This window comes from Skermanella sp. TT6 (genome assembly GCF_016653635.2).
Classification (GTDB): Bacteria; Pseudomonadota; Alphaproteobacteria; order Azospirillales; family Azospirillaceae; genus Skermanella; species Skermanella cutis.
This window is the reverse complement of sequence record NZ_CP067421.1, coordinates 280430-304396: the sequence shown is the minus strand read 5'-3', so window position 1 is coordinate 304396 and position 23967 is coordinate 280430. Positions and strand designations below refer to the sequence as shown.

Below are 23967 nucleotides of genomic sequence, written 5' to 3'. Positions count from 1 at the left end.
CCGGCTTTTGCGGTATGCTCCGGGGCATGGCCGAGCCTCCCGACCCGCTCCCCGCAGACCCCGCCGAACTGGTCCGGATCATCCGTGATCTGGAGGCCAGGAACGCGGATCTGCAGGCGCAGGTGAAGACCCTGAAGGCGATGATCTTCGGGGCGAAGTCGGAGAGGGCCGCGATGATCGACCCGGAGCAGGGCGTCCTCGATCTCGGCGACCTCGCCGTCGAGGCGGCTCCGGCCGCCAACGACAACGCGGACCGCACGTCCGGGAAGCCGGGGCGGCACCCGCGCCGTCCGGCGAACCGGAATGTCGGCGCTCTGCCCCGGCATCTGCCGCGGGTCGAGACGACTATCGAGCCGGAGAGCACCGCGTGCCCGTGCTGCGCCGGGCCGATGCACCGGATCGGCGAGGACGTCGCCGAGGCGCTGGACGTGATCCCGGCCCTTGTGCGCGTCCTGCGCACCATCCGGCCGAAGTATGCCTGCCGATGCTGCCGCGGCACCCTGGTCCAGGCCGCCGCCAGGCCGCGCGTGGTGGACGGCGGCATGGCCACCACCGCGCTGGTCGCCCACGTGGTGGTGGCGAAGTTCGCCTGGCACCTGCCGCTGTACCGGCAGTCCCGGATGTTCGCCGGCCAGGGCATCGCGCTGGACCGGACGACGCTGGTGTTCTGGGTTCGCCGGGCGGCGTGGTGGCTGAAGCCGCTGTACGAGCGGCTGCTGCTCTACATCCGATCCCAGGAGCGGGTGTTCTGCGACGAGACGCCGTTGCCCCGGTTGGATCCCGGACGGGGCCGCACCAGGATCTGCCAGCTGTGGGCCCAGGCGGTGGACGACCGCCCCTGGCAGGGACCGGCCCGACCGGCGGTCGGCTACGTGTTCGCCGAGGGGCGGGACACGGCGGCGATCCAGGACCAGCTGGCGGGCTTCGACGGGCTTCTCCAGGTGGACGGCTATGTGGCCTACAAGGCGCTTGTCCGCCGCCGGAGGCGGGCGACGATCCGGCTCGTCTTCTGCCTGAGCCATGCCCGCCGCAAGTTCGTGGCGGTGTTCAGGACGACCCGGTCGGAGGTGGCGCGGGAAGTGATCGGGCGCCTCGGTGAGGTCTACGCCATCGAGGCACGCATCCGCGGCACGACGGCGGAGACCCGCCTGCGGGTCCGGCAGGACCGGTCCCGGCCGATCCTGGAAGCTCTGAAGGTCCGGCTGATGGCGGTGCGGGCGGAGATCTCCGGCCAGTCGAGCCTGGCCAAGGCGATCTCCTACACCCTGGGTCACTGGGACGGGCTGGTCGCCTTCCTCGAGGACGGCCGCATCGAGGTGGATACCAACACCGTGGAGAGACTGATGCGCCCGATCGGGTTGGGCCGCAAGAACGCCCTGTTCGCCGGCTCCGCGGCGGGCGGCCGGGACTGGGCGATCCTCGCCTCGCTGATCAACAGCGCCAGGCTGAACGGCCTCGACCCGTTCTCCTACCTGGCCGACGTGCTGGAGCGCATCGTGTCGGGTGCCGTGAAGGCCAACGATCTCGACCGCCTGCTGCCGTGGGCATGGAAAGCCGAGCGGGGCGCCGATGCCGGGACGGTCCGGGCGGCATGACGGCCGAGCCCGCTGCGCAGACCGGACCGGCGGCGCCCAGGGCGATGCAGGACGCGGAGGAGCTCGAAGCGTACCAGCGGGGCCGGGCGGCGCCGGTGTCGCGGCTGGACGGCCTCGACGGCTACCTGACCGCCGTGCTGATCGGGCCGAAGTTCCTCGATCCGCGGATCTGGCTCGGCGACCTGCTGGGCGACCACGCCCTGCTCGCCGCGGAGAGCAGCCGGGAGCACCGGGCCGTCCAGGCCGTGGCGGACCACCATAACCGCCTGTCGGAGACGATGGCGCAGTTCCCCGGCCTGTACCGGCCGCATCTGGCGCCGCACCACGCAGGAGGGCTGGACCCGATCTTCTGGTCCCTCGGGTTCCTGGTGGCCACCCGGCTGGCGCCGCGCGCCTGGAAGAGCGTGACCAACCCGGGCAAACCGGAACATGCTCCGTTCCAGGCCCTGGGCCCCGTGCTGTTCGGCACGGCGGCCATCGCCGAGGCCGACGTCCCGGCCGTAGCCAAGGCCATCCTGGAGTTGCGCGAACACTTCAAGGCCCGCCGCAACCGATCCATGCGGTGATCACGCAGCCAAAGGCCAAGGGTCCGCTCGCATCGCTTACGTTCAGCCTCCTCGTCGTCGATGGCGAGTTGGCCGCACGTGCCGTCCTGGCGTGGCCGGTAACGGTAACCGTAAGGCGCATGGGGGCCGATGAACTGCCCGGCCTGTAGACGCCGAGTGAATGCTGGCCCTTCCGCAAACCCGGTGGAACTTGATGCAGAGAGCTGCTGGGATGCTCACATAAAGGGCATCAGCTCCCTCTCAACCTGTATCGCTCTTGATCACCGAACCCCTGTTGTCCCTGTTGCCGGACGGGCTCGTCGTTGACCGTGTCGAGCTCAGTTCCGGGCTCGTCACCGTGCATGCTCGATCGGCTGACCTGACCGCCTGCTGTTCGATGTGCGCCATGGGCTTTGTCACACGAACTGAACTGACTCGCAGAGGGCCGGGAGCCATCGACTGGTTCAGGCGGCCACGACTGCAGCATTCCACTCGGCCATGGCCTGCGCCCGGAAGGCGCGTAGGGTACGGCGGGAAATCAGATGGCGCTGGAGGTTGAAGGTGTTGTAGGTGGCGGCATGCATCGAGACGAAGCGCTGGGCGGAGCCCGGCGACTTGAACCGCTGCATCTTCCGTTCTCGTCGGCGGAGTGGCTGGTGGGAGACTTCGGCCCGGTTGTTCTGGTAGACCCCTTGTTCATGCTCGGCGCTTAGTCCGATTTCCTTGAACGCGGCGCCGTAGGAGCGCAGCTTGTCGGTTGTAATCCGGGTCGGAACAAAGCCGTGCTTTTTGAGCAGCTTGCGGATGAGCTTTCGGGCCGCGGCTTTGTTCCGCCGGTGCTGGATCAGGACTTCCAGCACCTCGCCCTCATCATCAACCGCCCGCCACAGGTACATTTGCCTGCCGTTGATCCGTACAACCATCTCATCAAGATGCCAGCGCGAGCTAGGTCTGCATCGCAGCTGCCGAAGGTTGCGCGCGATCGCCGGGCCGAACTTGCCGACCCAGCGCCGGATTGTTTCGTAGGAGACATCCAGTCCGCGCTCCGCCAGCAGGTCCTCAACGTCCCGGTAGCTCAGCGTGAACCGGAGATAAAGCCACACGGCATGCTGGATGACGGCGGGCGGGAACTGGTGACGGGCATATGAGATCGGCTTCATTCAGGCAAATTATCGTCGCCGCTGACGGAGCGCCACCGTTCTCGTGACAACGCCCGATGGCAGCTTCGGCCTGCTGACCGGATAGCTTGCGGGCATGAAGGTGGTCGCCGAGGATGCGCTTGTATCTCGACATCGCGGTTTCCGCCATGGAGCGCTTGCCGTAGCCGGTTTCTGTTATTCGGCGTGCAAAGTTGGGTTCTTCGTTCTTTTGTGTGCACAGCTTATGGAGGAATTTCAGGCTATGTTTTCACCTAAGCAGCTGCCATGACGCGGCTGCGTAGGAGATCGAAACCGGCGCGGCCGTACATGGTGCGCTTGACGACTTTCAGCCGGTTGATCTGGCCCTCGACCGGACCGGTGCTCCAGGGTAGCGTCAAGGCGGCGTGGACGGCTTCGACATCCTGACGGAGGCTCCGGGCAAAGCCTTTGAAGCCGCCTTCTTCGGCGGCGCTGATCCAGCCGTCGAGCTGGCCGGCCAGACCCTGCTTGATCATAGTCGAGAATGCCTTCGCCAGATCGACCGCCTGGGCGATCGGCGGCGACAGCTCAAGCAGCGCCGTCGTGAACCGGCGCTCCTCCGCATCCAGCTTGTCCGGTTCGCTCATCAGCATCCGCGCGGCTTTGCGCGTCGTGGGCGGCGGTGCCGGCTTCGCCGAGGACTTGGCGGGAGAAGTCCGTTTGGCAAGCTGATCCTCCCGGCGGCGCCGGGCGGCCCATTGCTTGACGACACCGTCCTGTCCGGCGAAGCCCCGATCGCGGATCTCCCGCCATAGCCCGGCGCCGTTGCGGTATCCGGCATCCCAGCGCGTCTCCAAGTAATCCCGGAACGGGTCGAGAATGCTCCGGCCCCGGTCGGCGTGGAGCCAGGTCGGAGCCCGCCCGGCGCGCAGCCAGCGCCGGACCGTCTTGCGCTCGACGCCGAGCATTCTGGCCACCGCCTTGATCGACATCCCCTGCGCGCGCAGCCGAACCGCTTCCTCGAAGCGGGCCTCTCGCTGGCCACGCGCCTCCAGTGACCGACGTTCAGCTTTGTTGGGAGACGGCATCCCGACTCCATCCGCGCCATCGGCACAATTGTCGTTGGCGACCGTCTCGACCGGAGCCGACATTGCCGCGACGCGGGCGGCTTCGGTCAGATGACGGTGATGGTGATCGAGCACGCCGCGCAGAGCATCACCGCTGTTGCGCAGGAGATGCCACCGGTCCGCAACCTGAACGGCCCGAGGCGCTCCCTGACGAGCCCCGTCGGCATAGGCGCCGGCGCGGTCGCGCACGATGATCTCGACGCCGGGGTGGCGCCGCAGCCAAGCCGCCAGGGTCACCGCCTTGCGGTCAGGCAGCAGGTCGATGACGCGTCTCCGTTCCAGATCGCACAGGATCGTGCCGTAGTTCTGGCCTTTGCGCCAAGCCCAGTCATCGACGCCGAGAACACGGACTTCCGGCGCCGGATCGGGAACCGCCTCGCGGATGCGGCGCAGCAGCGTCGTGGCGCCGACGGGGATCGCCATCGTACCCGTCATGCGCGCTCCGGCATTGCCACCCAGCGCCAGGGCGACGGCATAGTGCAGGGCACGCAGGCGATCAGTGTGGCGAGCCCTGGGGCGGGCAATCACCGCCGGACGCTCGGCGAACGTCTGTTGGCGGCAGGCGGCGTTGACGCAGCGGAAGCGGCGGATGCGCACCAGCAGAATAAGCGGACGTCCGAAACAGGGGACGTCGGCGAGACTGCGCCAGTAATGGCTGTGGATCCGCGCCGACCGGGCGCCACATGCCGGACAGGCGGCGTCCACATGGTCCAGTTGCACCCGGAGCGTCATTCGGGAGCGGTGAGGATCGATCCGATCGGTGATGTGGAGGCTTGGAAAGAGCTCGGAAAAGTCGAGGGTGATCAACAGAAAACAGCGTCATTGTTGAGAGTGCCATCTTCATATAAGACGGCCGGTGCACCATGGCATCAGCCCCTGCTAGTTCGCTGGCTTAAGCTGTTAATACAACTCCAGGACGTGCACACAAAAGAACGAAGAACCCAAAGTTGACCCCCAGAGAAGGGTAATCGGCTTCCAAAATTAACCCCCTTCCATGTCGTTGTTTCAGGCTGCTCGGATCGACCACGAGATGGGCGGACGGGGGGATGTTGACGGTGGAGACGATTGGCCGGATCCGACGGGAGTTTTTCGTCAAGGGCAAGACGATCAAGGAGATTTCCCGTGATTTGAAGCTGTCGCGTAACACGGTGCGCAAGGTTTTGCGATCGGAAGCGACGTCCTTCGGGTATGAGCGCTCAGTTCAGCCCCTGCCCAGGCTTGGCGCCTGGACTGCGACACTTGACCGGATGCTGATGGAGAACGCCCTCAAGCCGACCCGTGAGCGACTGACGGTGATCCGGATCTTCGAGGCTCTTCGGGAACTGGGCTATGAAGGCGGCTACGACGCGGTTCGGCGCTACGCCAAACGCTGGCGCAGCCGCCAGGTGTCCGGCACGGTGGATGCTCATGTGCCGCTGATCTTCGCTCCCGGAGAAGCCTACCAGTTCGACTGGAGCCATGAGATCGTGGTTCTGAACGGAACCACGACGGTGGTCAAGGTGGCTCATCTTCGGCTGTGCCACAGTCGGATGATGTTCGTGCGCGCCTATCCGCGTGAGAGCCAGGAAATGGTGTTCGATGCCCATGACCGAGGCTTCGCCTTTTTCCGCGGCGCCTGCGCACGCGGCATCTACGACAACATGAAGACCGCGGTCGAGACCGTGTTTGTTGGCAAGGAGCGGCGGTTCAACCGGCGCTTTCTCCAGATGTGCGGCCATTATCTGGTCGAACCGACCGCCTGCACGCCGGCGGCGGGCTGGGAGAAGGGGCAGGTCGAGAACCAGGTCGGCCTGGTGCGCGAGCGCTTCTTCACACCGCGCCTGCGGTTCAAGAGCTATGAGGAGATGAACGCCTGGCTGCTCGACCGGTGCGTCGCCCATGCCAAGGCTCATCCCCATCCCGAGATGCGCGACCGGACGGTGTGGTCGGTGTTCGAAGCCGAGCGCCCCGCCCTGGTGGCCTATGCTGGCCGGTTCGACGGCTTCCACAGTACGCCGGCGGCGGTGTCGAAGACCTGTCTGGTGCGCTTCGACAACAACAAGTACTCGGTCCCGGCCCGGGCAGTCGGTCGGCCCGTCGAGATCCAGGCCTATGCCGACCACATCGTAATCCGCCAGGACGGCGAGGTTGTCGCCGAGCATGTCCGCCGGTTCAGTCGCGACCAGACCATCTACGATCCCTGGCACTACGTTCCCGTTCTTGCCCGCAAGCCAGGGGCTCTCCGGAACGGGGCGCCGTTCCGGAACTGGGTTCTGCCGGGCGCCCTGGGACGGGTGCAGGGGAGGCTCGCCGCCGCGGCCGACGGCGACCGTCAGATGGTGGACATTCTCAGCGCGGTGCTGACGGATGGTCTGGCCGCCGTGGAAGCAGCTTGCGGCGAAGCCTTGAGCGACGGCGTTCAGTCCAGCGCCGTGATCCTCAACATCCTGGCCCGCAGGCGAGAGGCCAGTCTGCCGGGACCGATCCTCACCCCCGCCGCCCTGCGCCTTCAACATGAACCGGCTGCCGATTGCGCCCGGTACGACAGCCTGCGGAGTTCGCCAGATGGAACGCCATGAGGTTCTGGAGATGATGACCGAGCTGAAGCTCAAAGGCATGCGCGCCGCCTTCGACGAGGTGATCGCCGATGGGCTGAAGCGTCAGCACCCGGTGCAGCGGATCGTCGGCGATCTGCTCCGGGCCGAGATCGCCGAGAAGCAGGCGCGCTCGATCAAGTACCAGTTGACCATCGCCCGTGTCCCCCTGGCCAAGGACCTCGGCCAGTTCGAGTTCGCCGGCACGCCGATCAACGAAGGTCTGGTGCGCGAGTTGGCTACCGGCACCTTCCTGGCCGAGCAGCGCAACGCCGTGCTGGTCGGCGGAACCGGCACGGGCAAGAGCCATCTGGCGATCGCCATCGCACGCAGCTGCATCCGGGGCGGCGCACGTGCCCGGTTCTTCACGGTCGTCGATCTGGTCAACCGGCTCGAAGCCGAAACCCGGGCCGGTCGCCAGGGGCGCACGGCCGAACATCTGGTCCGGCTCGACCTGGTCATTCTGGATGAACTGGGCTACCTGCCGTTCGCCCAGTCCGGAGGGCAGCTGCTGTTCCACCTGATCAGCCGCCTCTATGAGAAGACTTCCATCATCGTGACCACCAACCTCGCCTTCGGCGACTGGCCAAGCGTCTTCGGCGATGCCAAGATGACCACGGCACTCCTCGACCGCCTCACGCACCACTGCGAGATCATCGAAACCGGCAATGAAAGCTGGCGCTTCAAGAACCGTGCTTGAGGGACCTCGCCGCTGAACGGTTCCTGCTCATCCGCGAACCTTGGTCAGCCTGGATTGCATCTGGCGATTATGCTGTTCGAGTGCGGCTTCCCGGTAAAGCCGCGCACTGCATGCGCCCGCCTCCGGCGGCTTCGGGCTTGACCGGAAATCCCCACCCGAACCTCCGCTCCGCCATCAGATACAATACCAGGGTCCGCTGTGCCGTTCTGGCAGAAGATCAAAACGCACACCGTTCAGTACCCTCTCACGGGGTCAATATTGCACGCCGATCCGGGGTCAGATTCCGGTTCACCCAAGTTTTGTGTGACCAACCAGAGGTGGAGATGCTCCCGGCCTGCTGCCGCGAAGAGGCTAAGGCTCTCTGGAGTGCCGGATTGCCATATGAGTGGTCATCTCCACCATAGCGGCCTGGCTCTTGAACATCTCCCTGCATTCCATCGGCTTCCCCGGCACTCTTGAGGTCCTTGAGCAAATCGACCGAGGTTTTCACCGCATCACCTTACGCGCGCAACCGACAGCCGCATCGGCCCCGTGCACCGAGTGCGGAATGCCGTCCCGGCGGGTTCACGGGGTCTACTGGCGCAGCCTCGGTGATGTCGCGTGTTTCGGCCACCCGACCATCCTGCTCGTCCGGATGCGCCGCTTCCGCTGCACCATGCCCACGTGTCCCCGACGAACCTTTGCCGAACCGCTGCCCGGGATCGCCTGCCCGCGGGCACGCCAGACCGACCGGTTGCGCGCGATCCATCGCTCTATCGGCCTGGCACTCGGCGGCAACCCCGGTGCCCGCCACGCCGCTACCCTGGGCGTGCCGATCAGCCGCACGACCCTGCTGGACCGTGTCCGTGCCGATGATGCCGAGCCGATCCCGCCGGTCAGTGTGCTCGGCGTGGACGACTGGGCCTGGCGTAAGGGCCATCGCTACGGCACGATCCTGTGCGATCTCGAACGCCGGCGGGTGATCGACCTGCTGCCCGACCGCAGCGCCGACACTCTGGCGGCCTGGCTGGAGGAGCATCCCAGTGTCTCGGCAGTTGTCCGCGACCGCGCCGGCACCTATGCCGACGGCGCCGCCCGGGGCGCGCCCGACGCCATCCAGATTCTCGATCGCTGGCATCTGCTGCGCAACGGCAGCGACGCCCTGCGCGGTCTCCTCGATCAGCATCACCGCGAGTTGCGCGCGGCCGCACGAGCGGCAGCACAGCCAGCGGCTCTGGCAGCAGTTGTGGAGGTTCCGGAACCGGCTTCACCAGCAGAGAGGCCGATGCGTACAACCGAGCGGCGGTCACAGGCGGCGCAGGAACGCCGCGATGCCCGCTTCGCTGAAGTCGCCCGTCTCCGCGAGCAGGGTTTGTCGCTGACAGCGATCGCCCGGACGATCGGCATCGAACGCAGGACAGTGCGCCGCTGGCTGAGGGCCGGTCATGCCCCGACATGGCGTCATGCCGATCGCGGCACCAGCATCCTCGACCCGTACAAGGCCTGGCTGGACGAACGCTGGCGGAGCGGGTGCAACAACGCTGCGGCACTCTGGCGGGAACTCCGGGACCGGGGCTTTGCCGGGCAGTACACTGTCGTGCGCGATTGGGCGACACAGCGCCGGCGGCAGGACCCTCCTGGCGATCCGAAAGGGGCGCCCGGCAAACCGGCCCTGAGCAAGAGCCCGGAGCCGCCGACACCACGCCGGGCGGTTCGCCTTCTGACCGGGGAAGCCGATAAGCTCAGCGACGACGACCGGCGGTTCGTCACCGCACTGCTGGAGCGCTCGCCGACCATCGCCATCGCCGTCGATCTGATCCGCCGCTTCACGACGATGGTGAAGGACCAGATGGCCGGCGCTCTCGATGGCTGGCTGCGCGAGGCGGAAGGAAGCGCCCTGACGTCGTTCGCCACCGGTCTGCGCCGCGATGAGGACGCGCTGCGCGCCGCTTTGACCGAGCCGTGGAGCAACGGCCAAGTCGAGGGTCAGGTCAACCGGCTCAAGGTCATCAAGCGCGAGATGTACGGGCGCGCCGGGTTCGACTTACTCCGCTGTCGAGTGCTCGCACATGCATAGCGAGTATATGATGGAGCCAAACACGCCAGGGTCATCCACACAAAACTTGGGTGAACCCAGATTCCGAAGCCGATTGACACCTGGGCGCCGTCGAGCGTCAAAGTGCTGCTCGACCGCGCGCGGGAGCAGGGACTGATCACCCCTGGAACCAGACCGGCGGCCAGCGGGGTTCCGGCAGGCCGGACGAAGGGCTGAAAAAGGGCGACCTCGGTCTATCGTCACCGGGGAGCGGAGGGATGGCGCTGTCGGATCATTCTTGACGCGGCAGCCAGGACACGGCGGCGCCCTTGCGACGACTGCCGCACGGTCGTGCCCGCGGTTTTTTTCCGGCTCGCCCGATGCCGAGCTACCGGCTGATCTCCCTGGCCGACATCGCCGACGCCTCCATGCTCTGAACCTGCGGCAGATCGATGGTCGGACGCCGCCGACATCGCACAATCTTCCTGATGAAAAACGTCCTGTCCGTCATGTAGCGCTGCCGCACCGGAAACGGGGGACGTTCATCTCATCACGCTGACTGGGGCAACGACAAATCTTGGGGAGCATTTCTGCGATGGAATGCAACAGGCACGAGGCAATAGGTGATGCTTTCTGCGTTTCGACTGGCTGGCTCATCCAGACCCGTCAGTGGCTTCAACGATCATTCACACAACAGAACCGTGCGGGTGACTCCCTGATTGACCCTTCGCACACCAGTTATGGCCCAGAGGGCCTTTCATACATCGCGGTCAGGAGCAGTTCATGCATCGCTCGGCTACAATCAGGGGCATGGTGACCTTCGGAATGATCGCCTGGGAGCGTCTCAGGCTGATTGAGAACCAAGGCACCGTCGTTCTTCATTGCCCGCGGATGCGCTGCTGGGCTACCGCCGCACCGGAACGACCGGTGAAACTGCTCTGGGACCCGCCTGCTGGCTTCCAGCACCAGGAAACGGCGGGAATCGAACTCGAGCCCGAAGAGGCGCTGTTGCGGTTTGCGGAGTTCTTGCCGGCGGGCACCCTGGCAAGCATCAGGGCTGTGGGCCTCACGCTCAAGCAACTTGATGAGCGCATCGTGAACTGGTTTGCCGGCTGCCGGTCGGGGTATGGTCCGTCCCGCGATCTTGCTGACCTGCGGGCTCAGGCAGCGCAATCTTATCCTCTTCTGCCTTTCGTAATATGGGAACTCGCAAGAGCCGGCGACAATTCGATCGACGATGCAATCGCTGTCCGAGCGCCGCTAGCTCCCATGCTCCAGCGGATCTTCGGCGCAGCGTGGTTTGTACGGCTGCTTCACCAGCTCCGACCCGACTTACTGCCGGAAGGCGCCGAGCTTAACCTTACAGAGCTGTTCCAGAGGGTGTGCCTGCTGGAGCCGTCCCAAGTGCCCCAATCGCCGCTGTGTTGGGAAAGCTTTCGGGCCATGCAGTTCATGATTGATCAAATTGTTCCATCAAAAGCGCCCGAACAGGTCCGGATCGCGGCAGCCAAGGACATGCTGCGAAAGGCAGCGCGCAACTGGCGCGCTTACCCGCCAGATCAACTCTTCCAGGCTTATCCCGGACATGTGGCGCAGGATCTCGCGCGGAACCTGATCCGTCCCGCCATCGCCAAACTGATGTCGGTGACAGCCGGCAGGCGCGTGCCGACCTATTACGATCGGGCTTCCCGTCTGCTGTTCCACGGGCGTGGGCCGAAACACATCTTGCGTGTCTGCGAATCGTGGCACAAGCGCCAGATCGGCATTCATTTCCGGTTGAGTGAGAGTTTCCCGCCCACCACGTCGAACGACCTCTCATGGGAGCCGCTCACCGTCCCGTTTCAGGCGACCAACGGCCATCTTGTCGTGCCCCTCACCGATAAGCGCCTGCTGATGCAGGAGGCGCAAAGTCTCAGCCACTGTGTGGGGACCTATGGGTATGCCTGCGCGTTCGACGGCTGCCACGTCCTTTCAGTAAGAACAGAGTGGGGGATCCCGATAGCGACGCTTGCCGTAAAACAACACCTTGCAACCCCGACTGGAATCCACCACGCCATCAGCGAATTTGTCGGCAAGTTCAACGGAACGCCGCCGGCAGAAGCGCGGGTTGCCGTGACCGAATGGAGCGACGCAATCCGCGATGGCCGCTTGACAGTAGATCTGGAAACCCTGAAGCGTGTCCAATTGGAACGGCAAGCTTTTCGGCTCAGCTTGGCGGAAGAAGAAACAGCGGAGGATTCAGAGCCGTCCTGCTACGACGCCATTAAGCCGGGAGCATTGGATATGGCTTTCGCGCTATACGCACCGTTGTTGCCAACAGGGGTGCGACGGGGCGGTCTGCCGGAGCTTGTTCAAGTCTGCTCCCCTGGATGGATAGGCTATCTCCAACGCCGTGATCAGGCAGACCTGCCTGCACAATGAACGATCTGCCGCCGATGAAGTTGAACACCGAATTGTCCATATGGAAGATCCGAAGAACAATCCCAAGCTGCCGACGGACATCGGCCCTGGCGGCGCAGGTTGCCAGCGTGCCGTCCTTCAGTTCCGGTCTTCGCTTGCCGACACGGATGGCCCAGCGCAGATGATCGCGGATCTTCGGCGCGACCACGGTGTCGCCGCAGTCGATGGCGTACTGCACGTCCCTGAGAACGTAGGCCAGACAGACCTGATGGACCTGTCCCAGTTCCTGCTGCCCGGCGTAGCGGTCGGAGATCCACACCTCGGGCCGATGCCCGCCCAGGACTTCGGCGGCCACTGCCCGGGCGTGGCTGGGGACGATGGTGTGCAGCACAGTTTGCTAATTTGTACCGCTTGAGTATTCCCTAGCGCATCACTGCTGAGAGACATTCCCGGCCATATTCTGCCTGTACCTTTTGGGTTCCATTCCGCCAAATGGAACCCTGTGCTAGAATATCCTAAGAACCTAGCGCAACACATTGGGGGCATTTATGGCGATCTACGGTTACGCGCGTGTCTCGACCGGCGATCAGGATCTGACCATCCAACGGGAGGCACTGAAGGCGGCCGGCTGCTTCGTCGTCCGTGAGGAGAAGGCGAGTGGCACCCGGCGCACCGGCCGGACCGAGCTGCAGATCCTGTTCGACTTTCTCCAGCCGGGCGACACGCTGATGGTGACCCGGATCGACCGCTTGGCGCGATCCATCGGAGACCTCCAGACATCGTCCGCGAACTGAAGGTCAGGGGCGTGGCGCTGAAGGCAACTGAGCAGCCGATCGACACCAGCAATGCCGCCGGCAAGGCGTTCCTCGACATGCTCGGCGTGTTCGCGGAGTTCGAGACCAACCTCCGGAAGGAGCGGCAGGCCGAGGGGATCGCCAAGGCGAAACAGGCCGGCGTCTACACGGGGCGAAAGCCGGTGATCGACAAGGCCGCCGTCCTGGCGCTGAAGGCCGAGAGGTTGGGCGGCACCGCGATTGCCCGAAAGCTGCGGATTGCCCGCACCAGTGTGTACCGGGTGCTGGCGCGGTAGGGTCAACCGACGGAGTGGCTCAGAAGTGGCAGGGCGCGCAAAAAAGAAAAGCAGGCATGTAGCCTGCATTTTTCCCTGGAACACAATTACGTTTGATACCATTGTTGCAGTGCGGTAGCGATACCGCGACGCCTCTTTGGGCGTTTCCTCCCTAGACTCAGGCCGCCTTTCGGGGCGGCTTTCTTTTTGCACATATTTTAGAACTCTGCACCTGCCTAAAAGGTCTTATACGAAAGATTATAGACCCAAACGTGAGATTTTAGGAAATAAACCGTCTTTGCGCTTCTCGCCTGCCAGCTTCAACTGAGCTATGCCCCTGGCTGATGACGTCCAAGTGCATCGCGATCAAGCGAGCACGAGGCTGTTGAGGCCCATCGAAGATCAAGTTGAGCTTTGGAGAGAAGATGCCTCTGGAGATCGAGAGGAAGTTCCTGGTCCGCGATGGGTGGCCGAGGAACACGGGCGGTGAACCGTACCGTCAAGGCTATCTGAAGCAGAGCGGTGACCCGCCGACCATCCGGGTCCGGCGAGCCGGTGACTTAGCCTTCCTGACGATCAAGAGCCAGCCGGCAGGGCTCGTGCGGGACGAGTACGAGTACCAGATCCCGGCCAACCACGCCGAGGAGATGCTCGGCTCGCTGTGCCATCATCCCCTGATCGAGAAGGTCCGCCACAAGGTGCCTCATGCCGGAGTGGTCTGGGAGATTGATGAGTTCCAGGGTGTTAACGCCGGGCTTGTTATGGCCGAGGTCGAGCTTCACGACCCCGACCAGCCGTTTGAGAAGCCTGACTGGATTGGTGCCGAGGTCACCGGAGATCCGCGGTACTCGAACTCAGCCCTGTCGCGGCATCCGTACACTACCTGGGTGGAGGCCGATTAGACGCACTGAACGACGGGACGTGCTACCTTCGTCCCGTCGCCCAAGCGAGCTAATTGTACGAACCACAGAAGACGTCTACTTCACTTTACCGACCATAACAGGAGGGAACTGGCCGGCTTGGCTTTTCTAGCGGATCAGGGTTAACGAAGGGTTATCGACCGTTGGGAAGCCAGGCGTGGAAGACAGCGACCTATGCTCTTCGTCGACCACCCCTGCGCAATAAGAGTGGTCCATCAGGCTGAAAGGCTGAAGCGATCCTGGCAGATCCAGCAGTCCGCATAGAACCATTTATCCGCGATAAAGTATTAATTTTCTCTTTATTGCGTGACATTTTTCGGGCAGTGTCTCTCCAACGCAGCATCGAACGCGCCGTACCCTACCGCCTCGGAGCCCGCAGCCGTTCGATCACCAACGCATCTGGAGAGCCGCCATGACGTCTTCCCGCACCATCCTGATCGAACCCAACCGGCTGTTCCGCCAGGGCCTGAAGCATCTGCTTTCCGGCACCTGCTTCGAGACGGGTGCCGAGTTCAGCACGGTCGAGCTGGCCTTGTCTGCCGGAGAGGCTGCCGGAACCCCGGAGCTGGTGATCACGGGACAGTCGGTGACGATCGAGACCGACCTGCAGCAACTCCGGGATGCCTATCCCGCAGCCCGGATCGTCGTGCTGGCCGGCGACCTGTCGGTCGATGTGCTGCGCGCCGCGATGGGGGCCGGTGCGGACGGTTTTCTGAGCAAGGACGTCTCGCCGGAAGCGCTGATCCAGTCGCTCCAGCTGGTTATGCTGGGCGAGAAGGTGTTCCCGACCAACCTCGCGGCGATGCTGCTCGACATCAGCAGCGCACCGTCGTCCCTGAACTCGGTCCGCGGCCTGTCGCCCCGCGAGCAGGAGATCCTGCAGTCCCTCGTCACCGGGGCCAGCAACAAGCTGATCGCCAACAAGCTCGGCATCACCGAGGCGACGGTCAAGGTCCACCTGAAGACGCTGCTGCGCAAGATCGACGTCAACAACCGCACCCAGGCGGCGATCTGGGCCATGAACAACGGCTTCTCGGCGGAAGGCGCCGGTACGCCGACCCGCGGCCTCCAGCTGGTTTCCGCCTGACAGGCACGGACACGCAGCGGGGCATCCCCGTGCCCGGGCCTTCGACCTGCTGCATGGCCCTCCAAGGGACCACGAGCCCGGCTTCACACAGTTTTAAGTGACCAGAACGCATAATCTCTCGGGTTTCGCACATTTCTGATGGGTATGATGCATCCTGTGCTGATCCGCAGGCATGGGAAGTATCTCGTGGGTCTGGGCAAGATCGTCTGGCTGGTGTCCTTCGTGCTGGTGCTGTGCAGCACGCCGATGTTGATTCCCGACCTGATCGGGATCCAGAAGTCGGTCGTGGTCTCCAGTGGCGCGGGCTCGCGGTATGACGGAGAGCTTTCCGCCGATCTGCTGCGCTTCCAGGTGGCTGTCCGGGCGCTTGAGCCGAACAGTCGGCCGGAGGTGATCGAGGAGGTGGAACTCCGCCTCGACAACGTGTTCAACCGGCTGAATGCATTTCCGGAGACGGGCAGCGCCGGGTGGCACACCTGGGCAGCCGGGCGCGAGACCTGGGTGGCGGAGGTTCGGCAGGTCCTCGACCGGATCGACCGTGACCTGCCCCTGCTCCGGACCGATCCGGCTGCTTTCCGGTCAGTGGCGGACCGCAGGGCCGAGGAGGCGGTAGCCACCCACTGGCGAATGCAGCTTGCCATGGGAGAGCAGCAGAACATGCTGGTTGGGGGGCTACAGCACCAGGTCAGCGTCTTCCAGATGAAGCTGCTGGGCTACGGTGCCGGCTTCGTCGTGCTGGTCGGCGCGTTGGCCTGGTTGATGCGCAGCCACATGCGCTCTGAAAAGGGGCTTCAGGCGACCAACCGGCAGCTCCGGGACCTGAGCGAGAGCCTCGTCGTCGCACGCGACATGGCCGTGCGGTCCAACGAGGCCAAATCCAACTTCCTGGCCAATGTCAGCCACGAGCTGCGCACGCCGCTGAACGCGATCCTCGGCTTCTCGGAGGCGCTGGCGAGCGGCATCTTCGGCCGTCTGCCCGGCCGTCAGGCGGAGTATGTCGGCGATATCCACCATGCCGGCCAGCGGCTGCTGGCGCTGATCAGCGACATCCTTGACCTGGCCAAGCTCGACGCCGGCAAGCTGGAGCTCCGGGAGGAAGCGGTCGCTCTGGATAAGCTGGCGGCCGAGGCGATCCGGGGGCTGCGGGAGGCCTCCAGCGCCACCGGCGTCACGGTCGATCTCACGTCGGTCGCCGGTGGTGTGATGGTGCTGGGCGACCCGCTGCGGCTCCGCCAGGTCCTGGACAACCTTCTCTCCAACGCGGTCAAGTTCACGCCCGAGGGCGGTCGGATCGAGGTTGCCGTGGAGCGACTCGCCGATGGCTGCACGGTCGTCATCGTCACCGACACCGGCATCGGCATTCCGGCCGAGGACCTGGCGCGCGTCTTCTTGCCGTTCGAGCAGTCCGACAGCCGGCGGGCGCGTCCGGCCCAGGGGACCGGGTTGGGACTGCCGTTGGTAAGCCAGCTGGCGGAAAGTCATGGCGGGACCGTCAGGATGTCGAGCGAGCCCGGTATCGGCACCGAGGTGACGGTCGAGCTGCCGCCCGAACGCGCGCTCCCGACGGACAGTGATGCTGCGCTGGTTGAGGGTAGCGCGCCGGTTGTTAGGTAAACAACGCTAAGGTCGAACTTTTCAAGAACGTTACCAAGTTTTCGCCCTTTTTGGGGCGACCCCATAGAACGGGCGGAATCATACGCTAAGCCAGTCTGCATCCCTGCCTCTCAACCTTTGGCAGCACCAGAGTTTGTGCCAAGAGGGCCAGAATCGGCCTTCAACGGTGCCCATAACCTCGCGCAAAGCTTGAGTTCTTTGAGATCACAAGGCAATCCGCCACCGGCCCGATCGCGGAATCAACATTACGAAAAACTAGGCTGCGACATGCTTTTCTGCCGTGACATATAATCCTGCCGGTTCTCCGGCGTTATCTGATCAGCCCCCGTCGGCCGACCCAGCCACGGCCTGAAAGCCAATCTTGGTGTGAGTGCCGTCGCAGAACGGCTTCATTGTCGATGCGCCGCAGCGGCAAAGCCAGACCTTGCTCTTGGTGGGCAAAACCTTGCCGTCAGCATCAGGCAGTTCAGTCAGGCCGGTGACCAGATAAGGCCCGTTCGGCGTCGCCTCGACTGTTGCCTCGGCCATCAGCAGCCCTCCGCTTTCTGGTGATCACATCCCTCGTGCGAGCCTGGTCCGCTCCGGAACTTCTTGATGCACTGCCGCCGCTAGTGGGAAAAGGACCGATGATACTGTCCGCTGCGGCTCGAAAAATGCAACAGAACCGTCCGGGGTCGGCGAGTTGCCGCCTGAAGATCAGCTGGCCTTCGCCTGTGGTTCCAACCTCATCATTATGGGATTACTCGGGCGCGTGGTGATAAGGGCTTGGGCCGATACTGGATGATCGGAGGTCAGCCGCAACCGGTACCGCGACGCCACCAACGTCAAAACCACTTGCATTTCCATCAGTGCCAAGTGGCTGCCGATGCAGGTGCGGGGTCCGGCGCCGAACGGCAGGTAGACGTACCGGGGCCGACCGGCCGAACGCGCTGACGTGAACCGGTCCGGGTCGAAGCGTTCGGGATCTTCCCACCAGGAGGGATGGCGATGCAGTACCCATGGCGGGATGAAGACGGTCGTTCCCTGTGGAATGGTATAACTATTCAGAGTATCCGCGTCGAGCGCCAGGCGATTGAAGCTCCAGACCGGCGGGTAGATCCGCACTGATTCCTGTGCCACTTGCCTTGCGTACCGCAGCCGGTTGAGATCCCCGGCGGTCGTCGGCGCGCTGCCGAGGGCAGCTGCTTCCGCCTCAAGCCGGTCGCGCGCTTCCGGATGCCGGTCGAGCAGATACCATGTCCACGTCAGGGCGTTGGCCGACGTCTCGTGTCCCGCCAGGAACAGGGTGATGACCTCGTCGCGCAGCGCCTTTTCGTCCATCGCCGCGCCGGTCTCCGGGTCGCGCGCCCTGAGCAGGGCATCAAGCATGTCGGCATCTCCCGCACCGGCTGCCGTGCGCTCCCGGATGAAGCGCAGAATGATGGTGTCGATCGTGGCCAGTGCTGCGCGGAAACGGCGGTGATTGGGGGTGGGGAGCTTGCCGGCCAGGGGGTTGAAGGTCCAGAACAGCGAGGCCGTGTATTCCTGGAGGATGGGAATGCACCGGATCACGTCCTCCGCAAGCGGACCGCCGCTCTTGCCGAATAGGGCACGGGTGATGACATCGAGCGCCAGTTGTCCCATCTGCGCACCGATGTCGACCGGAGTGCCGGATCGCGCCAGAACGTTCCAGCGCACCAGCATGTCTTCCACGGCAGCGGTCATGATCGGAATGAGACCATCCAGCTTGTCACGTTGGAAGATCGGCTGCATCATTCGCCGTTGCCGCGCCCACCGTTCGCCGTCCGCCGTGACGAGCCCTTCGCCGAGCATGAATTTCAGCCGGTCGGTCATGGGGCTGCGCCCGTAGTTGGTACTGTTCTCGATCAGAACGTGCCTGACGAGGTCAGGATGGGTGATCTGGACCGCCGGCCTGAGTCCTAAAGGCATCGCGACGATGTCGCCATGCGCCCGGCGCGCCTCCAGCATGAAGGACAACGCATCGCGCCGCAGTGCCGGAGCTGCACCGAGCACTGGCCAGACGGGAGGCCTGGGAATATCCCGGTAGCTTCGCGCTTCATTCGGTGCTTGGGCTGCGGAGTGACGGACCATGGGCGCCCCTTCCTCGTTGCAGGATCCGTGCGTGGCGTTTCTGCAGAGCGGTCCAGAGACTTCGATGAAGTCTGCTGCCTGACGGTAAATCTACCACAGGAATCCGCTGCTGGCTGATTTTGATTCCATCATTTACAACCTGTTTCGGCCCGAAGACGAGGGGCAATGGGAACATGGCAAGGTCAGGGAGATGATCAGGTTGCCATAGCGGGAGCCGGGATTTGATTTCGTTGACGGGCATGGCCCGATGCCATTTGGCGAAAATGTCCCATGCCAATGATCGGAGGCTCTTCCTGGGTTTCGGGGTGGTGGACGTTTGATCATGCGACCAAGGCGTCAATGAGGGCACCCAGCAGGGCTTTGCCACGTTGGCGGGTCCGGCGCGATACCGCTCTGTTCGCCTTGTGCTTGACCGGGCCGAGCATGGTGGCATCCTTCCCTCAGGTCCGAAGTCCGCACCCCTGTAACCCTTCTCCGGTGTCCAGGTTATTGGTGGCGGTACAGGCCTGCGCCCCACCCAGCCCTGGGACACCGCGGTGCACCGGCTCAACAGCCTCGCGGTGCCGCGGCCCGGCGGTGGCGCCTGGACCCGGGACAGCATCATCCGAGTCGCCTGCCGGCTGGCGCGCGATGACTTCATCGACGCGGACCTGCTGAAGGCCGCCCCGAAGAAGCGGGCCAGCGACGATCTCCTGACGGTCGTGGCCAGCATCGTCAAGGGCATGCGCCGGCGCAGGGAGGAGCCGACGCTGGCCAGGAACCTGCTCGGCCGCGCGTGAGCGAAAATACATTGACAGGGATCCGGGTACTTTGGTGTGACCACGGGACGATGCTGGACCGGCCGGCAACCAGCCCGTCCGATCGGTGCCTGCCTGGAGGCGGGTTCTGGAAAAACGGCCGGCTGGCGGTGCATCACCCTGCGCCGGGGACGGCAGCGTTTGAGATGCCGCAAGGCGACCTGACGGACAGCGCTGCATTCGGGGCGATGGCCAGAATGTCGAGACATCGTGCTGATGCGTGTTGAAGAAGGGATGTGCCGTTTGATGAAGCGTAATGAGCTGACGAAACTGGCCAAGCTCGTAGCTAAGGAGATCACGGCGGGGCAGCCTGGGGATTATTCACTGGCAGCCTCGCATCTGCTGGAGGCGAGCCCGGAGGTTGCCCTCGAGGTGATCGAACTGCTGCTGGAGGAAGGGCGCAGGAAGCGGCCGAACCAGAAACTCATCTCGGCCTGTGTATTCCTGTTCGGGCAGGCGCTGGAGTACCTGCGCTTCGGGGTCGAGGCAGGTCGCGGCGAAGCACGCTACCTGGTTGAGGCGGTGTCAGCCAGGCTGCTCGCCGCCGGACGTGAGGGCGAAGCGGAGCCGGGCCTGCTGCTCCTGCTCCTGGGCGAGTTCGCCACGGCGAAGCTCGAACCCGGCGAGCAACTCCGTACCCTCATGATCGAGTTGCTCGAGCGTAATACCGATCAGGTGATGGCCACAACCCACACCGGACGATGGCGGAATTCGCCGCCGATCTGGCGAAGAGCGTCAAGGGAGACGTCTTCGCCCTGCACGCCCATCTGGCCGAGACGGGCGCCGCATTCCCTGAGGACCATCGCGGCGCCATGGCGGCAATGCTGCTGCAGTCCGGTGAGCCGGTGGCCCGGGAGGCCGCGGTGGGCTGGCTGCTGGATCCGTCGGCCACGGTGCGGGTGAGCGTCGCCCGCAGTCTCGTGGAAGCGGCACCCCGGGGGCTGGTGTCGCCCATCATGCTGCGCCGGATGATCGCGGTCCGGAACTGGATGCCGGAGACAGGCGGTGGCCGGCCGACCCTGGATCAGGCTATCCAGGCCTGCCGCCGCAAAGGAGTGGAGTGCGCCTCCTGGCCCGAGGCCCAGGTGCGGGATGTCCTGGCATCGGGTGTCGATGGTTCGGGCGCGGTCAGCATTCTGGTGATCTGCCGGGAAGGGCGGCGGCATGCCCTCGGCACTGTGCTGCTCAAACATGGCATCGGGGTTCGGGATGCCTGGGCGCAGCATGGCATGGGCCGGGCCGAGGTCGAGGAAATTCTGCTCCAGGCCGGCGGCGGTGTCGACCAGTACGCAGTCGACCGCGAGTTCCTGGGCAGGGCGATCGCGCATTTTCTGGCGGTCGGTCTCGGGACCGGCACCCTGCCACCATTCGGGCTGGTGGACCTCCTGGAAACGGTGGGGCTGCACTCGGTCCAGCCGGAACTGCTGCCGACCGAAACACTGCTGACGATGCTGGAGCAGGGGATCGAACTGGAAGCGCGCAGGCCCGCCGCCCTGGACGAGCTGCTGAAGGAAGGGGGTGATCTTGCGGACGAGTACCCCTTCCTGGACAGCTGGTTCGAGGACGGCGATCAGGTACAGTCGCTGCTCGGCGGCAAGCGCCTGAGCAGGGCCAGGGGTGAAGCCGTGGTGCTGGAGCAGCTTCTCGAGCCGCAGCGGCGTCGCTGGACCGACCTCCTGGCCTGGACGGCTTTCCTGCTGAGCCGCAGCGACGAGGACGAGCGCTGGACGGAGTTCTGCGCGGCCGCCCGGGCGCTGGCGGAAGGCCGTGAGGTTGGTGACATCCCCGTCATGCGGTATGTTGCCGGGCAGACCGTGGCGGCACAGAAGCACCGGCAGCGGTGGCGGTAGCGAGCCTCACGGGCCGAAAGCGGAGACGTCAGACAAGCGGCCGTTGCATAATCGGCCCGATCGGAAGGGAAGGACGATGGTTGGCAGTCTTGAAGAGAAGATTCAGCAGCGCGCCTACGAGATCTGGGAACGGGCTGGACGTCCCGAGGGCCAGCAGGATGAACATTGGACCCGGGCCTGCCAGGAGATCGCGGCGGAAACCGGGGCTGAGACGGATTGCACCAGACGGCCCATGGCGTTCTGTGGCGAGGATGCGGCAGCCGCTGGTGACAACCGTTCAGCACAGGTCCGATCGGCGGGCCCGGACGGGATGCGCGATGCTCCACGCCGCCCCTGGGACAAGACCGACCAGAGTTCGGACGAGTCCTTCCCGGCCAGCGATCCTCCCGCCTACTGATCGGGATCGGCCAGGATCTGACGCGTCGATCCGCTGAAGGGTGGCTTTGCACCGGTTAGTCGAGCGGCTTCAGTAACCACTGCTTTCTTGGTGCCGTTCGGAAAGCCGGCAATCACGACGCCTCCAGACGACGACGTTCGGTCCTCGATCACGGGCGGACGTCATGGTTCCGGCAAGGGACCATGGAACGCATAACCGTAGAGTTCGGGGTAGTTTGGAGAGGCGCCCATGACGGAAAGGAACGAGGATAAAACCAGACGGATTGCGATCGAGCTTGACCGCCTTGATCAGGAGGTGCGCACGCTGCAGCGCCTTTTGGATGAGAGCGGGCTTGACCACCCCGGGGAGATGTCCCGGCGCCTGCGCTATCTTGCAACCAGCGCCGAGCGCGTTGCTGGTCTGGTGGAGCGAACCGGCAGTGCTGGATCGGGGGAGTGATCAGCGGCAAGCCCCTGTACCCTTCACGGGCCAAACGGTCGGCGGTACTGTAGCGCCGTTGACTGATCGGGCCAGTCCGTCGGGAGCAACCTTTTGCCCCCTGTGTTTTGAGCACCTGGGGGGGACGCGTGCCCCGGCGGCAGGCCGCGGCTGAGGCCCAGTGGGGAGTCAGCGCCAAGCGAGCGCCAGTACAGGGGTGGATCCAGGCTGCGGCGGCCCATGTGGATGGGAGCCCTTCGATGAGTGAGATGTTCGACTGGTATGTCGGCATCGACTGGGCGAGCGAGGTTCATCAGGTCTGCCTGGCCGATGATCGTGGCGTGGTGCGCGGGGAGCGCGCGGTGCGCCATGGTGGTGAGGAACTGGCCGCGTTGGCGGCCTGGCTGATCGCGACCACGGGCGCCGCTCCGGAGCGCATCGCCGTTGGCATCGAGTTGCCCCACGGCCCAGTCGTGGAAAGCTTGATGGAGCGTGGCTTTGCGGTTCATGCCCTCAATCCCAAGCAACTCGACCGCTTCCGGGACCGCTTTTCGGTTTCCGGGGCCAAGGACGACCGGCGCGATGCCCGGGTGCTGGGCGACAGCCTGCGCACCGACACCCGCTGTTTCCGACGCTTGAAGCGGGATGAGCCCAGGCTGATCGAACTGCGCGAAAGATTGCGCATGACCGAGGAGTGCAAGCACGAGCGCGTTCGCCTGACCAACCGCATGCGCGAGCAGCTCTGGCGCTATTACCCGCAGATCCTGGAGTTGTCCGACGACCTGTCGGCGGCATGGTTTCTGGATCTGTGGGCGCTGGCGCCAACACCGGCCAAGGCGCTCCGGGTGCGCGAGAGCACGATCGCCAAGCTGCTGAGGAAGCACCGGGTCCGCCGGTTCGACGCCGCCGAGGTGATGCGGCGCCTGCGTCGCCCGGCGCTGACGGTGGCGCCCGGCACGGTCGAGGCGGCGAGCGCCCATGTCGGCGCTTTGCGCGACCGGCTGCGCCTCGTCACCCGCCAGATCACGGCGGCCGAGCGGCGGGTCGACCAGATCCTGACCGAGTTGGCGGCCTCTCCGGAGGAACCGGAGGCGGCGCCGGGGCAATCGCCACAGCAGAGCGACGTGACGATCCTGCGCTCCTTGCCGGGGGTCGGGAGGATCGTCTGCGCCACTCTGCTGGTCGAGGCCGGGGGGCCTCTGAAGGCGGGTGACCATCAGGCTCTGCGGGCGCTGGCCGGCGTGGCGCCGGTGACCCGGCGCAGCGGCAAGAGCTGCGTCGTGCTGATGCGTCAGGCCTGCAGCCAGCGTCTGCGCGACGCAGTCTATCACTGGAGCCGTGTCGCGGTCCAATGCGACGCCACCTGCAAGGCGCGCTATCAGGCCCTGCGCCAAGCCGGCCACAGTCATGGCCGGGCGCTACGCACGGTCGGCGACCGGCTGCTGGAAACCGCTTGCGCCATGATGCGCAGCCGCAGCCTTTACGATCCTCAGCGCACCGCAAGGGAGCCTCAAGCCGCCTGAACGGAACGCGCGACAACTGAACAGACGGTGGCTCCGCCCCTTACATCCGATGGAGGCGGAGCTTCCGGCGGAACGGCGCGGGTCAAGCCCATGCCGCCTTTGGCGGTGGCCCAAAGGGCCAGGCTGTGTG

Annotated in this window: 18 protein-coding genes and 2 pseudogenes; 15 read left to right on the top strand and 5 right to left on the bottom strand. The window is 64.9% G+C overall.

All coding sequences use genetic code 11. The annotated features are described in order from the left end of the window. Positions 1–26 precede the first annotated feature (26 nt). Complete coding sequence (tnpC, locus tag IGS68_RS29170) at positions 27–1595, top strand: IS66 family transposase (RefSeq protein WP_201070909.1); 1569 nt, start codon at positions 27–29, stop codon at positions 1593–1595. Further along, positions 1592–2161 (top strand): YecA/YgfB family protein, encoded by a 570-nt coding sequence (locus IGS68_RS29165; protein ID WP_247880890.1) that lies wholly within the window; start codon positions 1592–1594, stop codon positions 2159–2161. The genes tnpC and IGS68_RS29165 overlap by 4 nt, the downstream gene beginning before the upstream one ends. A gap of 443 nt (positions 2162–2604) precedes the next feature. Here IGS68_RS29165 and IGS68_RS29160 read toward each other — a convergent pair whose 3' ends face one another. Together IGS68_RS29160 and IGS68_RS29155 are read right to left on the bottom strand one after the other, a co-directional pair. Then, positions 2605–3300, bottom strand: a complete 696-nt coding sequence (locus tag IGS68_RS29160; protein WP_201082634.1) for an IS6 family transposase — start codon at positions 3298–3300, stop codon at positions 2605–2607. A gap of 251 nt (positions 3301–3551) precedes the next feature. Beyond that, positions 3552–5195 carry an ISL3 family transposase gene (locus IGS68_RS29155; protein WP_201082834.1) on the bottom strand — a complete coding sequence of 548 codons (1644 nt, stop codon included), beginning with the start codon at positions 5193–5195 and terminating at the stop codon, positions 3552–3554. Positions 5196–5431: 236 nt separating this feature from the next. Here IGS68_RS29155 and istA point away from each other — a divergent pair, with 236 nt between their 5' ends. From istA to IGS68_RS29135, 4 genes are all read left to right on the top strand, one after another. Beyond that, positions 5432–6943 (top strand): IS21 family transposase, encoded by a 1512-nt coding sequence (gene istA / locus IGS68_RS29150; RefSeq protein WP_201082632.1) that lies wholly within the window; start codon positions 5432–5434, stop codon positions 6941–6943. Continuing rightward, positions 6930–7658 (top strand): IS21-like element helper ATPase IstB, encoded by a 729-nt coding sequence (istB, locus tag IGS68_RS29145; RefSeq protein WP_201082833.1) that lies wholly within the window; start codon positions 6930–6932, stop codon positions 7656–7658. The genes istA and istB overlap by 14 nt, the downstream gene beginning before the upstream one ends. A gap of 415 nt (positions 7659–8073) precedes the next feature. Continuing rightward, positions 8074–9714, top strand: a complete 1641-nt coding sequence (locus tag IGS68_RS29140) for an ISL3 family transposase (protein ID WP_201082832.1) — start codon at positions 8074–8076, stop codon at positions 9712–9714. 783 nt (positions 9715–10497) lie between these two features. Then, positions 10498–12093 carry a hypothetical protein gene (locus tag IGS68_RS29135; RefSeq protein WP_201082630.1) on the top strand — a complete coding sequence of 532 codons (1596 nt, stop codon included), beginning with the start codon at positions 10498–10500 and terminating at the stop codon, positions 12091–12093. Between the two features lie 46 nt (positions 12094–12139). Here IGS68_RS29135 and IGS68_RS29130 read toward each other — a convergent pair. Further along, a pseudogene (locus IGS68_RS29130) lies at positions 12140–12469 on the bottom strand (IS66 family transposase); the annotation flags it as partial. Between the two features lie 151 nt (positions 12470–12620). On the opposite strand from IGS68_RS29130, the pseudogene IGS68_RS29125 reads away from it, so the two are divergent. The 4 genes and pseudogenes from IGS68_RS29125 (at position 12621) to IGS68_RS29110 (ending at position 16762) form a co-directional block, all read left to right on the top strand. After that, a pseudogene (locus IGS68_RS29125) lies at positions 12621–13162 on the top strand (recombinase family protein). Between the two features lie 404 nt (positions 13163–13566). Next, complete coding sequence (locus tag IGS68_RS29120) at positions 13567–14043, top strand: CYTH domain-containing protein (RefSeq protein ID WP_201082628.1); 477 nt, start codon at positions 13567–13569, stop codon at positions 14041–14043. Between the two features lie 430 nt (positions 14044–14473). Further along, on the top strand, positions 14474–15148 hold the full coding sequence (locus IGS68_RS29115) for a LuxR C-terminal-related transcriptional regulator (RefSeq protein ID WP_201082625.1): 675 nt from the start codon (positions 14474–14476) through the stop codon (positions 15146–15148). 186 nt (positions 15149–15334) lie between these two features. Then, positions 15335–16762, top strand: a complete 1428-nt coding sequence (locus IGS68_RS29110; protein WP_201082623.1) for a sensor histidine kinase — start codon at positions 15335–15337, stop codon at positions 16760–16762. 318 nt (positions 16763–17080) lie between these two features. Here the strand turns inward: IGS68_RS29110 and IGS68_RS29105 are convergent, their stop codons facing one another. Continuing rightward, positions 17081–17290: a CDGSH iron-sulfur domain-containing protein gene (locus IGS68_RS29105; RefSeq protein WP_201082621.1), complete on the bottom strand. Its 210-nt coding sequence runs from the start codon at positions 17288–17290 to the stop codon at positions 17081–17083. A 168-nt stretch (positions 17291–17458) separates the two neighbouring features. Beyond that, on the bottom strand, positions 17459–18853 hold the full coding sequence (locus IGS68_RS29100) for a cytochrome P450 (RefSeq protein WP_201082620.1): 1395 nt from the start codon (positions 18851–18853) through the stop codon (positions 17459–17461). A 536-nt stretch (positions 18854–19389) separates the two neighbouring features. On the opposite strand from IGS68_RS29100, the gene IGS68_RS29095 reads away from it, so the two are divergent. From IGS68_RS29095 to IGS68_RS29075, 5 genes are all read left to right on the top strand, one after another. Beyond that, positions 19390–19632, top strand: coding sequence for a hypothetical protein (locus IGS68_RS29095; RefSeq protein ID WP_201082619.1), 243 nt, complete (start codon positions 19390–19392; stop codon positions 19630–19632). Positions 19633–20351: 719 nt separating this feature from the next. After that, a complete protein-coding gene (locus tag IGS68_RS29090; RefSeq protein WP_206379360.1) occupies positions 20352–21500 on the top strand; it encodes a hypothetical protein in 1149 nt (382 codons plus the stop codon). 76 nt (positions 21501–21576) lie between these two features. After that, on the top strand, positions 21577–21897 hold the full coding sequence (locus IGS68_RS35760; protein WP_247881469.1) for a DUF2934 domain-containing protein: 321 nt from the start codon (positions 21577–21579) through the stop codon (positions 21895–21897). A gap of 228 nt (positions 21898–22125) precedes the next feature. Continuing rightward, complete coding sequence (locus IGS68_RS29080) at positions 22126–22335, top strand: hypothetical protein (RefSeq protein ID WP_201082616.1); 210 nt, start codon at positions 22126–22128, stop codon at positions 22333–22335. Between the two features lie 239 nt (positions 22336–22574). Further along, entirely contained in the window at positions 22575–23837 is a 1263-nt protein-coding gene (locus tag IGS68_RS29075) for an IS110 family RNA-guided transposase (protein ID WP_201082614.1), read from the top strand. Positions 23838–23967 lie beyond the last annotated feature (130 nt).

What these genes read in the sequence shown, in the direction of transcription:
- istB (WP_201082833.1), top strand. Translation starts at nt 6,930, where the DNA reads ATGGAACGCCATGAGGTTCTGGAGATGATGACCGAGCTGAAGCTCAAA.
- IGS68_RS29115 (WP_201082625.1), top strand. Translation starts at nt 14,474, where the DNA reads ATGACGTCTTCCCGCACCATCCTGATCGAACCCAACCGGCTGTTCCGC.
- IGS68_RS29100 (WP_201082620.1), bottom strand. Translation starts at nt 18,853, where the DNA reads ATGGTCCGTCACTCCGCAGCCCAAGCACCGAATGAAGCGCGAAGCTAC.
- IGS68_RS29120 (WP_201082628.1), top strand. Translation starts at nt 13,567, where the DNA reads ATGCCTCTGGAGATCGAGAGGAAGTTCCTGGTCCGCGATGGGTGGCCG.
- IGS68_RS29080 (WP_201082616.1), top strand. Translation starts at nt 22,126, where the DNA reads ATGACGGAAAGGAACGAGGATAAAACCAGACGGATTGCGATCGAGCTT.
- IGS68_RS29135 (WP_201082630.1), top strand. Translation starts at nt 10,498, where the DNA reads ATGATCGCCTGGGAGCGTCTCAGGCTGATTGAGAACCAAGGCACCGTC.
- IGS68_RS35760 (WP_247881469.1), top strand. Translation starts at nt 21,577, where the DNA reads ATGGTTGGCAGTCTTGAAGAGAAGATTCAGCAGCGCGCCTACGAGATC.
- IGS68_RS29160 (WP_201082634.1), bottom strand. Translation starts at nt 3,300, where the DNA reads ATGAAGCCGATCTCATATGCCCGTCACCAGTTCCCGCCCGCCGTCATC.
- IGS68_RS29075 (WP_201082614.1), top strand. Translation starts at nt 22,575, where the DNA reads ATGAGTGAGATGTTCGACTGGTATGTCGGCATCGACTGGGCGAGCGAG.
- IGS68_RS29090 (WP_206379360.1), top strand. Translation starts at nt 20,352, where the DNA reads ATGGCGGAATTCGCCGCCGATCTGGCGAAGAGCGTCAAGGGAGACGTC.
- tnpC (WP_201070909.1), top strand. Translation starts at nt 27, where the DNA reads ATGGCCGAGCCTCCCGACCCGCTCCCCGCAGACCCCGCCGAACTGGTC.
- IGS68_RS29105 (WP_201082621.1), bottom strand. Translation starts at nt 17,290, where the DNA reads ATGGCCGAGGCAACAGTCGAGGCGACGCCGAACGGGCCTTATCTGGTC.
- istA (WP_201082632.1), top strand. Translation starts at nt 5,432, where the DNA reads ATGTTGACGGTGGAGACGATTGGCCGGATCCGACGGGAGTTTTTCGTC.
- IGS68_RS29165 (WP_247880890.1), top strand. Translation starts at nt 1,592, where the DNA reads ATGACGGCCGAGCCCGCTGCGCAGACCGGACCGGCGGCGCCCAGGGCG.